The organism is Chloroflexota bacterium, assembly GCA_020161265.1.
GTDB lineage: Bacteria > Chloroflexota > Chloroflexia > Chloroflexales > Herpetosiphonaceae > Herpetosiphon.
The window spans coordinates 585,406-599,464 of record JAIUOC010000002.1; the positions used below are offsets into that span (position 1 = coordinate 585,406).

11 protein-coding genes are annotated in these 14,059 nt (G+C 51.0%); 4 read left to right on the forward strand and 7 right to left on the reverse strand.

The features are described from left to right. The first annotated feature begins 49 nt into the window (after nucleotides 1-49). The 4 genes from lon to mutL all read left to right on the forward strand — a co-directional run bounded on the left by lon (nucleotide 50) and on the right by mutL (nucleotide 6,468). On the forward strand, nucleotides 50-2,497 hold the full coding sequence (lon, locus tag LCH85_06925) for an endopeptidase La (GenBank protein MCA0351713.1): 2,448 nt from the start codon (nucleotides 50-52) through the stop codon (nucleotides 2,495-2,497). A gap of 200 nt (nucleotides 2,498-2,697) precedes the next feature. After that, nucleotides 2,698-3,069, forward strand: coding sequence for a response regulator (locus LCH85_06930; protein ID MCA0351714.1), 372 nt, complete (start codon nucleotides 2,698-2,700; stop codon nucleotides 3,067-3,069). An 11-nt stretch (nucleotides 3,070-3,080) separates the two neighbouring features. Then, complete coding sequence (locus tag LCH85_06935) at nucleotides 3,081-4,274, forward strand: class I SAM-dependent rRNA methyltransferase (GenBank protein MCA0351715.1); 1,194 nt, start codon at nucleotides 3,081-3,083, stop codon at nucleotides 4,272-4,274. 298 nt (nucleotides 4,275-4,572) lie between these two features. Then, nucleotides 4,573-6,468 carry a DNA mismatch repair endonuclease MutL gene (gene mutL, locus LCH85_06940; protein ID MCA0351716.1) on the forward strand — a complete coding sequence of 632 codons (1,896 nt, stop codon included), beginning with the start codon at nucleotides 4,573-4,575 and terminating at the stop codon, nucleotides 6,466-6,468. 232 nt (nucleotides 6,469-6,700) lie between these two features. Here mutL and LCH85_06945 read toward each other — a convergent pair whose 3' ends face one another. From LCH85_06945 to LCH85_06975, 7 genes are all read right to left on the reverse strand, one after another. Further along, nucleotides 6,701-7,567 (reverse strand): hypothetical protein, encoded by an 867-nt coding sequence (locus LCH85_06945; GenBank protein ID MCA0351717.1) that lies wholly within the window; start codon nucleotides 7,565-7,567, stop codon nucleotides 6,701-6,703. Nucleotides 7,568-7,668: 101 nt separating this feature from the next. Beyond that, a complete protein-coding gene (locus LCH85_06950) occupies nucleotides 7,669-8,043 on the reverse strand; it encodes a cupin domain-containing protein (GenBank protein ID MCA0351718.1) in 375 nt (124 codons plus the stop codon). Then, a complete protein-coding gene (locus LCH85_06955; GenBank protein MCA0351719.1) occupies nucleotides 8,040-8,747 on the reverse strand; it encodes an ABC transporter ATP-binding protein in 708 nt (235 codons plus the stop codon). The genes LCH85_06950 and LCH85_06955 overlap by 4 nt, the downstream gene beginning before the upstream one ends. A gap of 216 nt (nucleotides 8,748-8,963) precedes the next feature. Beyond that, complete coding sequence (locus LCH85_06960; protein ID MCA0351720.1) at nucleotides 8,964-9,779, reverse strand: ABC transporter ATP-binding protein; 816 nt, start codon at nucleotides 9,777-9,779, stop codon at nucleotides 8,964-8,966. Between the two features lie 9 nt (nucleotides 9,780-9,788). Then, entirely contained in the window at nucleotides 9,789-11,540 is a 1,752-nt protein-coding gene (locus LCH85_06965; protein MCA0351721.1) for a branched-chain amino acid ABC transporter permease, read from the reverse strand. A 13-nt stretch (nucleotides 11,541-11,553) separates the two neighbouring features. Beyond that, nucleotides 11,554-12,567, reverse strand: coding sequence for a branched-chain amino acid ABC transporter permease (locus LCH85_06970; protein MCA0351722.1), 1,014 nt, complete (start codon nucleotides 12,565-12,567; stop codon nucleotides 11,554-11,556). Between the two features lie 258 nt (nucleotides 12,568-12,825). After that, the gene (locus LCH85_06975; protein ID MCA0351723.1) at nucleotides 12,826-14,049 is read right to left on the reverse strand and encodes a branched-chain amino acid ABC transporter substrate-binding protein; all 1,224 of its coding nucleotides are present in this window, start codon (nucleotides 14,047-14,049) and stop codon (nucleotides 12,826-12,828) included. Nucleotides 14,050-14,059: the final 10 nt, after the last annotated feature.

The following is a 14,059-nucleotide window of genomic DNA, read 5'->3' on the forward strand; positions in this document are numbered from 1 at the left end:
ATGTTTCAACGAGCAACCCAAGCCAAAATTGCGATAAAAGGTGTAACCCATGGCAGATGATCGACAGTTGGTGGATGAAATTCCGGCAGCAACCACGCTGGAATTACCAGTGCTTCCACTCATCAATACCGTGCTTTTTCCAACAATGGTCACCCCGCTTTTTGTAGCCCGCGAGCTATCAATGGCTGCGATCGAAGCAGCGATGAGCGCCGATCGGCAAATTGTCGCGGTGGCTCAACGAGCGATTGAAATCGAGGAGCACGATACCAGCCAACTGTATCAGGTCGGGGTGATTGCCCATATTGAACGGGTTCTAAAACTGCCCGATGGCACAACCTCGGTCTTAGTGCAAGGCCAACAGCGGGTACAAATCGTCGATTGGCTGGCAACTGAACCCTACATTAATGCCCAAGTGCAGATCATCGAGCCAGATCATGAATCAAGTTTGGCGATTGAGGCCATGATGCGCGGCGTGTTGGCTTCCTACGAAAAAGTGGTCAAACTAAGCCGCACGATGCCCGATGATGCCTATGTTGCTGCGCTCAACCTTGAAGATGCTAGCGCCTTGGCCGACTTAATCGCCTCGACCTTGCCGCTTGATATCGTGCGTCGTCAACAATTACTCGAACTTTTTGAGATCGAAGAGCGCTTGCGGCGGCTGAGTGTGGTGCTCTCACAAGAGATCGATGTGCTTGAATTAGAGCATCACATTCAAAATCAGGTGCAAAAAGAGGTCGATAAATCGCAACGGGATTTCTTCCTGCGCGAACAACTCAAGGCCATTCAAACCGAGCTGGGCCAAGAAGATCCATTGACCCGCGAATTGAATGAACTGCATGATCGGATTGTTGCGGCCAATTTGCCTGCCAAAGCCCAAGCCAAAGCCTTAGAAGAGCTTGGTCGCTTGGAAATGATGCCGCCAGCTGCACCTGAATATAGCGTTATTCGGACGTATTTGGATTGGTTGTTAGAACTGCCATGGTCGAAAACCAGCGCCGATGTTGCTGATCTTGAAGTGGCGGCCAAGGTGCTCGAAAACAACCACTATGGCTTGAAAAAAGTCAAAGAACGGATTTTAGAATTTATTGCCGTGCGCATGTTGGCTGGTGATAGCACCAAATCGCCAATTTTATGTTTTGTTGGCCCGCCAGGTGTCGGCAAAACTAGCCTTGGCCGTTCGGTCGCCGAGGCGTTAGGCCGCGAGTTTGTGCGGCTTTCGCTTGGTGGCGTGCACGATGAGGCTGAAATTCGCGGCCATCGCCGCACCTATATTGGAGCCATGCCAGGCCGCATCATCCAAACCATGAAAGATGCAGGCACGATCAACCCAGTTTTTATGCTTGATGAAATCGATAAGCTGGGCAATGATTTCCGCGGCGACCCAGCAGCGGCCTTGCTTGAGGTACTTGATCCTGAGCAAAATAATACCTTTGCCGATCACTACCTTGATCTGCCGTATGATCTTTCGAAGATTATGTTTATTACCACTGCCAACATGCTCGACCCAATCGACGAGCCATTGCTTGATCGGATGGAGATTGTTGAGCTACCAGGCTATATCGAAGAAGAAAAAGTGCAAATTGCCCGTAAATTCTTGATTCCCAAGCAAATCGAGGCCAATGGCTTGAAGCAACATCCGATTACGATCAGCGATGAAGCCTTGCGCCAAATCATTCGCACCTACACCTGGGAAGCGGGCGTGCGCAACCTTGAGCGCGAAATTGGCGGCATTTGTCGTAAAATTGCTCGCCGTGTCGCCGAGAAAAAGCGCTATCCACGCCGAATCACGCCAACCATGCTCACCGATTTTCTTGGTCAGCCGCCGTTTGACTATAGCCGCGCCAATGATCGCGATGAAATCGGGGTGGCGACAGGTATGGTTTGGTCGAGCAACGGCGGCGATGTGGTCGCAATCGAAACCGCGATTGTTGATGGCAAAGGCACAACCACCCTGACTGGCCAACTTGGCGATGTGATGCAAGAATCAGCCCAAGCAGCGCTTTCGTATGCCCGAGCCTCATCGCGCCGTTTGGGGATCGATGGCAAACGCTTCGAAAAAATCGATATTCATATTCACGTACCCGAAGGTGGTGTGCCCAAGGATGGGCCATCGGCAGGGATTACTTTAGCCTGTTCGGTCATTTCAGCCTTAACCCATCGGCCATTGCGCCGCGATGTGGCCATGACTGGCGAAATCACCCTGCGCGGGCGAGTGCTGCCAATCGGCGGGCTGCGTGACAAAATTTTAGGGGCATATCGCGCAGGCATCACCACCATGCTGATTCCCAAAAAGAATTTGCGTGATTTGGAAGAAGTGCCCAACAATGTGCGCCGCCAAATAACCGTGGTTGCGGTTGAACATATGGATGAGGTCTTACCAATTGCCTTTGTCTCAAATCCGCTTGAGCGCGGCAGCCAACACACTAGCGACGGCGATCAAACCAGCGTGGTACTACCAACGATCACCCAACCGCAGCTTGGCTCAGTCGAATTGTGATTTATTGCGCAAGTTGGTAAGCTCGGAAGTAAACTCACCCTCGTAAGCTAGGATTAAAGTCATCCATTCAAGTAGCACAATCGCGTACTCTTGGCATGATACCTGCCTAGGTAGCTACATGAGATTAGGCGATTGGACGCAGGAAACCTGACCTTTGCGAGGTTTTTAAATCGATCCACATTACGGGGGTATTGCAGATTATGCAACATATCGTGGTTGTTGATGATACACCAGCGTTAGCCGAATTAGTCATGCGCATGTTGACTCGCTATGGCTATAGTGTGCGCACGCTGAGTGGCGGGCTGCAATTAATTGAATATATGCGCCAACATCGCCCAGCACTTGTACTACTCGATGTAGGACTGCCAGTCAAAGATGGTTGGACGCTGATTCGCGAAATTCGCATGCAGCCTGATTTAGCACATATTCCGGTGATCGCCGTCACCGCACATGCCGCCGACGAAGACCGCCAACGCGCCTTCAGTGCTGGCTATACCAATTATCTTTCTAAGCCGTTTGATGTTCAAGATTTATTGCAGATGGTGCGCGGATACGTGCCATCGGCAGTCTAGAGGAGTCGTGTGTGGCCGCCCGTTCAATGCCAACAATCAACTTGCCAACCCAGCTAAAGGCTCATCTTCAGGCCGGCCATCCATGGGTCTACCGCGACCATGTGCCGCCTAGTACTCGTTTAGCCAGCGGCACATGGGTGCGGCTACACTGTGGCAATTGGCAAGGATTTGGCTTGTGGGATGCTCGCTCGCCGATCGCTCTACGCATTTTTTCGAGCCGCATGCAGCCCGATGCCAACTGGATCAAAACGGTTGTGCAGCAAGCATGGCAAGCGCGTGAACCGTTGCGCCAAACTGCCACCACTGCCTATCGTTTGCTGTTTGGCGAGGGCGATGGCCTACCAGGGATCACCGTTGATCTCTATAATCAATATGCCGTGATCGCGACCTACGCCGATTGTGTTGAGGTATTGATTGCCGATGTGGTCAAAGCCTTACAAGCTAGCGTGCCGCAACTGCGGGGCGTAGTGCGCCGCCGCCGCGACGATAGCGAAAACGACGATGAAACTGGCAAAATTGAGTTGTTGTGGGGCGAATTGCCACCAGCTCAATTGGTGATCGAAGAACATGGCCTTAAATTAATTGCTAATTTGTTTGAGGGCCAGAAAACTGGCTTATTCCTTGATCATCGTGAAAACCGCCATACCATTGAACAATGGAGCAATGGTAAAACGGTGCTCAATTGCTTCTCATATACTGGGGCATTTTCGTTATACGCTGCTCGGGGCGGAGCAACTGCCACCACCAGCGTCGATATTGCACCAGCTGCTGCCCACGATGCTGAGCAAAATTTTATGCTCAATGGCTTGATGAACGAACATCAGCGCTTTTTGGCCCGCGATTGCTTCGATTTTCTCAGTCGCACGATTCAGCGTGGCGAAACCTATGATTTGGTGATTCTCGACCCGCCTTCGTTTGCTCGCTCGAAGAAGAATATTCATGCAGCAACTCGTGCTTATGTCAAACTCAATGTCTTAGCGATTCAATGTGTGGCTAAGGGTGGGCTATTGGCCTCGGCCAGTTGTACCAGCCAACTTTCGCCCGCCAATTTTCGCTTGATGCTGGGCGAAGCTGCTGCCCAAACTGATCAGCAATTGCGAATCATTCATGAAGCTGGGCAAGCGCTCGATCACCCAGTACCAGCGCATTTTAATGAAGGCCGCTATCTCAAGTTTGTGCTAGCTCGCGTTGATGAGCGGATGTGATAGGTGTGATCTAACCGCGAAGAACACGAAGGCTGCTAAGATCTCCAATGTCTGGATTGGCGATCTCATTGTTTCTGCCAACTCCCAGCCTTTGCGTTCTTCGTGCTCTTCGCGGTTTCAACGCTTAATTTGCTTTCTGGATTATTTCCATTACCCCAACTCCCAGCCTTCGCGTTCTTCGTGCTCTTCGCGGTTTCAGTGCTCCCGATCTCCATTCCAAACTAGCTCATTTATGCTAAAAAGCCCAATTTATGCTACAATAGCAAGGCAGAATGTGTATCTACGAGGAGCCTGAGCAATGCCAATTCGTGTTTTAGACCCAACTTTAGCCGCCCAAATCGCTGCTGGCGAGGTGGTTGAACGCCCAGCCTCGGTTGTCAAAGAATTAATCGAAAATTCGGTCGATGCTGGCGCTACCGAGATTCGGGTCGAGGCACGCGAGGGCGGCAAACGCGAGTTGCGCATTCAAGATAATGGCTGTGGCATTGCCAGCGACGAGGTTGAAACGGCATTTTTGCGCCATGCCACCAGCAAGGTAACCGAAATTGAAGATTTATTTTCGATTCGCACGCTGGGTTTTCGTGGCGAAGCCTTGCCGTCAATCGCCTCAGTTGCTCAAGTAACCTGCCTTACCCGCACTGCTGCCGATGAAGTTGGCACTGAATTGCGGATCGCAGGCGGCGAAATTCAGGCTAAAACGCCGCGTGGCTGCTCAGTTGGCACAACCTTCACAATCCGCAATCTGTTTTATAACACCCCAGCACGGCTCAAATTTATGCGCTCCGATGCTACCGAAATGAGCCAAATCAGCACGATCGTTACCCAATATGCCTTGGCCTACCCCAACATTCGCTGGACCTTGCTGCTCGATGGCAAGCTGGCTTTGCAAACTCCAGGCAATGGACGCTTGCTCGATGCCTTAATCGAATTGTATGGGATTGATGTTGGCCGCGAGATGATTAGTGTTGATCGTACCTCGGAAGCCGAAGATGAAACCGTGCGGGTCCACGGCTTTGTCAGCCAGCCCTCGACCTTTCGCGCTGCCCGTTCGTATATGCACCTATTCGTTAATCAGCGCTGGATCAAGCCGCAAGGCAATTTGGTCTATATGATCGAAGAGGCCTACCATACCTTATTAATGAAGGGTCGGCATCCGATTGTGGCCTTGAATATTGAGCTTGAGCCAGAAGCGGTTGATGTGAATGTGCATCCAACCAAGAGCGAAGTCAAATTCCGCAATCAATCGCATGTCTATGGCGCATTGACCAAAGCGGTGCGCGAAGCCTTGGCCGCTCAAAGCACTATTCGGGCTTGGACAGGCTTTGGAGCCAATGAAAGTGTCAATCGGCGGGTCGAATTACGCTCGCCCAATGGTGAACGACGTGGCGCAAGCAATGATGCACCCTTGTTTGATGATGCGCCAGCAGCGCCACGCCCTCAGGTCAATAATTATCCTGATGATGATTTTGATTCGACCGTGAATTTGCCGCCAATCGCGAAACAAACGCGGTTTGAAACTCCAACCACCAGCCAAGCCAGCAGCTTCTTGCCGCCGCAACAACAGGCTTTTGATTCGGCGTATGCGCCGAGTATGCCAGCCCCAGGCGAGGCCAAATTGCCCATGTTACGGGTGGTTGGCCAAGTTAACGAAACCTATATTGTGGCCGAAAGCAGCGATGGTATGTATTTGGTCGATCAGCATGCGGCCCACGAACGGGTGGTGTATGAGCGCTTGATGGCCGAACATCAGGATGTGCCAATTGAACGCCAAACCCTGATGTTAGCGCAACCGATTGAATTACCACCAGCGGTCACCCGCTTGCTCAGCGCTCATTTGGTCGATTTAGAGCAATGGGGCTTTGAGGCCGAGGAATTTGGCGAAGGCACATTAATGTTGCGAGCGGTGCCAAGTGGCTTGCATGTTGGCCAAATTGCTACGGCATTGATGGAAATCGCTGATCATTTAAGTTATGAAGGCGGAGCCACTAGCGACGATCGACGTGAAAAAATGTTGACCACGATCGCCTGTCATAGCTCAATTCGCGCGGGCAAAACCCTGACCCACGAAGAGATGCGCCAGCTTTTGCAACAACTTGAGCGCTGCGAAATGCCGCGCACCTGCCCGCATGGCCGCCCAACCATGCTCCAAATCACCCAAGGCCAAATCGAACGCCAATTTGGGCGCAAAGGATGATATAAGAGCATAGAACATAGGATTTAGGGGCATTTAACGCAGAGGCACAGAGACGATTTAGGGGTCAGGAGCCAGCGATCAGGAGTCAGGATTGACGCTTGAGTTCGGTAATGCCAAGCTGACCCCTCGCCCCTGAATCCTGAACCCTTCGTGTCCTTCGTGGTTAAAAAACTAACTTCCAATAACACCCAAGATCATTTTATGTTCTATGTTCTATGCTCTATGTTCTTCACTAGATTTGCCAAATAAACAAGGCGAGGGTTGCTAAACTAATCGCGATGATTTTGCGGGCAGTTAATTGTTCGCGGAACAATGGCACAGCAATAATCGCCGTAATTGGCGTTTTGAGGTTAATTGCTAGCAGCACAAATGGCAGCGTTGCCGCGTCGGACATGGCTTGGGCATGCATCATCGCCACAAAACCACCGAAGGTGATCAAGCCAACTACCGCACCCCAACCCCATTCGTGGCGGCGCACTTGCGGTGTAAGGTGCAAGCCAGGAATCACCCCAGCCGCAAAATCAACAAACATCAACAATCCAATTTGTGCCCCAAAATTACGCGCATAGGTCACAGCAGCAAAACTTGAAACCACCAACAAGCCTAAACAAACATAGGTGGCGTTGCTTAGTTTCTCGCTACCTTTAACTTGAGCGCCAATGAGCACGGCGACTGCGGTTAATACACAAGCCAGTAGATTGCCCAGCGTAGGATTACCAGCCTGCGAAGGCAAATTGATCGTGACCGAGCCAACTTGCAGCATATTCCAAGCGGCGGGCAAGAGTAGAATCATCACTCCAGCAATCACTAAATCCAAATTGCTAATCGCAAAAACCAATGAGGCAGGCGAATGCTCCAAGGCTTTGGCGCGGGCAATCGTGGCAAAATAAAAGGTCACGCCAGCCAAAAAGGCCAAAATCGCCGCCGGCCACGACCACGATTCACCGCTGGCGATAAAATAGATTAGCCCACAAATTGTTGCAATCACACTTGAAGCATAAACCATCTGGGCCGGACGGGTCCGACTAGCAAGCGCCTTGAAGAGCAGTGACAATCCCGAATAGGCCACTACTGCCAAAGCTGTTAATCCAAAAACCATCGTGTTCCACCTTGGTGTGTCAATAAAGAGTTCAATGCTGGTTGGAACAGAGACGACAAAAAAGCGCGGGAAGACCCGCGCCCAAAGACTCATCAGCGAGGCTACTCAGTAATTGTCTCGCCTGCTGCCGTCCAAGGCGGCTCGACGATACATAAAAACTCTAAGCGTTGTTCGCCATCGTTGCGCAACCATTGTGAGCAACGTGGCGGAATATAGTAATACGAGCCAGCCTCGATCGCATGGGCCTGACCATCAAGCACCATCGTTCCATGTCCAGCGATAATGTAGTATACCTCAGATTGTTCAAGCCAGTGATCGGTAGTACGACAACCAACATCAACGTAGGCATGGGCTAAACTATAGCCAATGTGAACTTGCTGCTGAGCTGGATGCAACAATTCGCGCAAATGGCAACCATCGCCAGCCACAAACTCGGCTTGATCGCGCAGATGCGCCAAAAAAACTCGGTCGCTCATTCCATCCCCAGGTAGGCCTTTTGCACATCTTCATCTTCGCGCAACGTTGCGGCATCGCCTGCCTTAACAATTGCCCCAGTTTGCAGCACATAGGCTCGATGGGCAATGCCTAACGCCATCAAAGCGTTTTGCTCAACCACCAAAATGGTTGTGCCTTGGCTGTTGATATTTTGAATAATTTCAAAAATCAGGTCAACCAACACTGGGGCTAACCCCATCGATGGTTCATCGAGCAACAGCAAGCGAGGCCGCGACATCAAAGCGCGGCCAATTGCCAACATTTGCTGCTCGCCACCAGAGAGCGTGCCGCCACGCTGAGCAACCCGCTCCTTCAAGCGTGGAAATAGCTCAAACACCCGATCCATGTCGCTAGCAATTTCAGCTTTATCGTTGCGGGTGAATGCGCCCATTTCTAGGTTTTCGCGCACAGTAAGGTTGGCAAAAATCCGCCGACCTTCAGGCGATTGCGAAATACCCTGCGAAACAATTTTATGGGCGGGCACACCATTGAGCGGCTTGCCTTCAAACAACACTTGGCCTGTGCGGGGCGGCGTAATGCCAGAGATTGTCCGCAAGGTTGTGCTTTTCCCAGCGCCATTCGAGCCAATTAGGGTCACAATCTCGCCTTGATTAATCTCCAGCGAAATGCCCTTGAGCGCATGAATGTTGCCGTAATAGGTATGTACATTTTGCAATTGCAACATCGCGAATGTCCTTATCATTAAAGGATGAAGGATGAGGGATGAAGGATGAAATACCCGATCATCCAATGCGATCCTTCTCTAGGCAACCATGAATGCTAGGCCACAGTGCTCGGGTCGTTGTCCAGAAGATTTGAATTATGCTAATCGACGTAGCATTCTTCGCGCTCTTCGCGACTTCAAACCCGACCCCCGATCCCCAACAACCAATCCCCAGCCTTAGGCTTTATCAAACACCGGAGCGCCGCCGCCTTTGCCCTTGGCGGCATGACCTGTGCCAAGATAGGCCTCGACAACCTTGGGATCAGTTTGGACTTCGCGTGGCAAGCCTTCGGAAATTTTAATCCCGCGATCAAGTACGGTCACCCGCTCGGAAATACCCATGACCACTTTCATATCGTGTTCGATCAGCAGTACCGTCAGATCGCGCTCATCACGCACCTGATAGATCAACTTGGTCAAGGCATCGGTTTCTTTGGGGTTCATGCCAGCGGTTGGCTCATCGAGCAACAACAGTTTGGGGTTAGTTGCCAAGGCCCGGGCCACTTCCAAACGGCGCTGATCGCCATACGGCAGATTTTTGGCCATTTCGTCGGCACTGTTACGGCCTAAACCGACATATTCAAGCAACTCAAAGGCTTTATGCCGTGCTTCTTTTTCCTCGGCTCGCATGCTGGGAGTACGGAAAAGCGTGCCCAACAAGCCAGTATGCATACGGCAATGCTGGCCAACCAAAACATTTTCAAGCGCCGTCATATGCGCAAACAAACGAATATTTTGGAAGGTTCGGCCAATCCCCAGCTTGGTTACTTCGCTAGGCTTTGTGCCGTTGATCCGCTGACCATCGAAAATCATGTCGCCATCGCTGGGCGTGTACAAACCAGTAATCATATTGAAAAAGGTGGTTTTACCAGCACCGTTGGGGCCAATCAGCCCAACAATCGAACCTTTTTCAATCTCAAATGAAACATCGCTCACGGCGGTTAGGCCACCAAAACGCTTGGTAATGCCGCGAGCTAGCAGCAAAGGTGCCATGCAGGTCTCCTACGCCGCCAACGACGGATCAGCATCCGCCTCGGCTGCCACGCTATTGATATTGATCGGATCATCATCGGAATGTAATTCGGCTTTGCGACGCTCGTTAGGCAACAGGCCTTCCGGTCGAATCAGCATCATCACCACCAACACGATGCCAAACAACAATAAACGTTGTTGGGTCAGATCTTGTAGGGCGGAAACCCCGACCGTACTACCACCGGTGGTGAGGGCTCTCTGGTCAGCAATATCGCGGAATAATTCGGCACCTTTGGGGATAAACATCTTATCAGCGCCCTGAATCAGCAGGCCACCGACAATCACCCCGGCCATATTGCCCAAACCACCGAGAATCACCATACAGAGCAAGATGATTGAAACGCTAAAGTCGAATGAGCTTGGGAAAATTGCCCCGATGAATGCGCCATAGAACGCACCACCAAAGCCTGAGAACATTGCCCCCATCGAGAAGGCGAGCAATTTGGTGCGTACCACATTGATGCCCATTGCATCGGCGGCTAATTCATCCTCGCGCATGGCCATCCAAGCGCGGCCTTGGCGTGAATCACGCAAGCGGTTGATGAAGAAAATCGCCAAGCCCATGATGATAATCAACAGGTAATACCAAGGAATTTTGTTCGATGGCTCAAAATTGCCAATCAACGGCAAATTTGGCGGCGAGATTGGGTTAATCCCTTTATTACCACCAGTTAAGTCCATCTGTTCAATCCCAATTGGCAGGCCAAAGAAGCGCAAGGTCAAGGTTCCCGTGGGCGGGCCACCACCAAGGTTGCGGAAGAGAATCGGTACAATTTCGCCGAAACCAAGGGTCACAATCGCCAAATAGTCGCCCCTTAAGGGTAGTGTGGGCGCACCCAAGGCCAAACCAGCAATTGCCGCGACCGCCGCCGCCACCCAAATCACCAACCAAAAACTAATGTTGATGCCAAGGTGCGGCGATGAGAGCATAGCGGTGGTATAGGCACCAATTGCAAAGAAGGCTGCATAACCTAAGTCAAGCAAGCCTGCATAACCCACCACAATGTTCAAGCCCAAGGCCAACAGAATAAAGATATAAATTGGGATCAAGGCATCGAGCAAAAGCAAGTTGCCAGCGCGATCAATCAAGGGAATCAAGATCACCGGCAGGGCAATCACCGCTAACAGTGGGATATTAGGCCGCAACGGCAAAGCCCGTGCTGCACCCGCTGCCGCCCCCAATAATGCGCCCGTGATGGTACAAAAGACCAAGACAAACAGCAAAATCAGAATATCACTGGCTAAGCCCATCGCATGAGCTAAAATCACGGTTTCGGATAAATGCTCGGCAAACTCGCTAGCATCAACCCCAGCGGCGGGAGCGATCACAAAGGCGGTTAAAAAGAGGGCAAGGGCCGTCCAAGCGCCAGCAATTGCGCCAGCCCCAGCGCCCAAAGCAGCTCCATCTTGGGGTGTTGCTTGTGGTTTGCGTTGAAATGCTAGCAAACCAGCGCCCAAACCACTGAGCATACCCGCAATAATCGCCACACCTGGCTTATCGGGGCCATAGACAATTGTCATGACCGCGCCGAACAAACCAGCAATTAAGCCACCTTTAACCATATCGGGTAAGGGCGCACTATACAGCAAACAGAGCGCGGCAATGACCAGACCACCAATTATTGCCGAGCCAAGCGCAAGGTTCGGGTAATTCCATAAAAAGAATGTCCCGACTGCAAAGCCAATTCCACCAGTTATCAAATAGCGCTTTGTATTTGGCATACAATCCTCGTTTCTAGGCTTTTTGGCCACCTTCTTGTCCGAGCAAACCAGTTGGTCGGAAGAGCAAAATCAAGACAAGAATGGCGAAAATCACCGCATTCGACCAGCGTGCGCCAATATATTGATCGCTCAATGCAAGGATCAACCCAATCAGCAAACCACCCAAAGCCGAACCAAGGATATTGCCAATGCCACCAAGCACTGCCGCCGTAAACGAAAGCAAGCCAGCGGTAAAACCCATGGTAAATAAGGCAGTTCCGTTGTAGAGACCAACGATCATACCAGCAGCACCGCCCAACGCGCCACCAATAAGGAAGGTTACAGAGATGGTGCGGTCGGCGTTGATGCCCATCAAACGTGCTGCATCACGGTCTTGAGCCGTTGCACGAATTGCTTTACCAAGTTTGGTAAAACGCACAAACGAATATAAGCCCGCGAGCAAGCCAAGACTTACAACGACTACCAAGAGATCTTTATAACTAAAATTCAGCCCAGCAGGGATAAAAAAGACTTGTTCCTTTGGTAACAAGTCGGGAATGTTTTTCGGCGCAACTGATTGGCTGCCCATGGCGGTGGAAACTCGTTCAAGGGCATCGGAACCAATGGCATCAGCCGCTTTGCCCCAAATCAGGCCATCGCCCAAGAAAATCCCAACATTCTGCAAGACAAACGACATGCCAATCGCTGAAATCAAGGGAGCCAAACGTGGGGCATTGCGCAATGGTCGATAGGCAAAGCGCTCAATCCCAGCATTCAAGAACGCTGTACAAAGCATCACTAAGCCCAAAATGGCAATTAACGAAAAGAAAATCGTTAAGCCTGAGCTGGTTTTGGGGTCTAAGCCAAATAAACTAATAAAGATCAACGAAAGAAATGCCCCGATCATAAATAGATCACCGTGGGCAAAGTTGATCAACTCCAAAATCCCATAGACCAAGGTATAGCCTAATGCAATCACTGCAATGTAGGTGCCTTTGGTCAAGCCAATGACGATCTGTTGCATGAGTTGACCTGTATCGCCAATCATCTCAAGCAAAATCGTTTGGTAAATGGGAATGGCAAAGAATCCGAGGAAGATAATCAGGCCGACAAGTGTAAAAGCCCGTCGCTTGGTCAGAAATGGCTCACGTGGTACAAGCGGAGCCGACTGCGGCGACGTTGGAGTTTGAGATGCTGCCATAGCGCGTTATTCCTCTGTACCCAGCAAGGGGCTGGCAACGACACAATCCACACAGGGGAAAGGGACGATCAGCAAAGGATCGTCCCTTGGAAACGGTATCTAAGCTTACTTGAGGACTTGAACGAATTCGAACGCGCCACCCTTGATTTGTTGGCCGCTCATTTGGGTCAAGGTGGTGTCGCCGCTTGCGTCGAAGCCCCATTTGCCCAACACGCCATCAAAATCTTTGGTTGCGAAAACGTTCTTCAAGATGGTTTCGCGGTTGACGCTAGCACATGATTGGTTGATCGCAGCCAACGCTACGTTGGTTGATTCATAGCCGTAGACAGCGTAAGCTTCTGGCTCAGCGTTGAATTTGGTCTTGTAGGCGTTGTACCATTCGGCACCTTTGCCTTCAAGCTTGGCTGGTGGAACGCCACCGAAGGTTGCATAAACGCCTTCAGCGTTATCAGCACCAGCAGCGTCGATAAAGGCTTGTTCGAAGATCCCGTCTGGACCCATGAACTTAACTTTATCAGCGGTCATGCCAGCAGCCCGCATGTCTTTGACCAATTGGCCTGCGTTGCTTTGGGTAATGCCACCGAAGTAGATCATGTCGGGGTTGGTAGCAGCGATTTTCGACATCAACGCTTTGTAATCGCTAGCTTTGGCATCGATGCTATCGCGGCCTGCAATCTTGATGCCATTCTTTTCAGCGGTAGCAGCAAATACGTCAGCAATGCCTTTGCCATACAACTCGGTATCATCCAAGATGTAGACATTGGTTACGCCCAATTCTTTGGCCCAGTTGCCTGCGGCAGCACCTTGCAAGTCGTCGGCTGGCACCACGCGGGTGTAGTTGCGGGTACCTTTGGGATAGTAAACTGCTGGTTCGCCTTCAGCACCTTTGCCATCCTTAGTCAAGCCAGGGTAGGTGTTAGCAGGGCTGATCATCACAATTCCAGCATTGTTCAAGATCGGAATCGAGATCTTGGCAGCACCTGAGTTGAAGGTACCGATATAGACCATCACATCTTTGTTTGAAGCAGCAGCATTAGCGTTTTCGGCTTCTTTCGCTTCATCCCAAGCGCCTTTAGCTGCGGTTGCATCGTCAAGATCTTCATACTTGATCTCAACATTCCCATCGCACGCGGTGTATTTGGCTTCTTCTAAACGCATCTTGATGGCGTTTACAATGGTATCTGTTTGTCCTTTTGAGGAACCGGTGCGGGGTAAGCTACTAACAATCGTGACGGTAGTTTTGGTTGTTCCACCAGTTTGGGTGCCACATGCGGCCAAAATCACCATGATCATGGTCAAGACGAGCGAGAATGAAAGGAAACGTTTCATAATTCCAGTT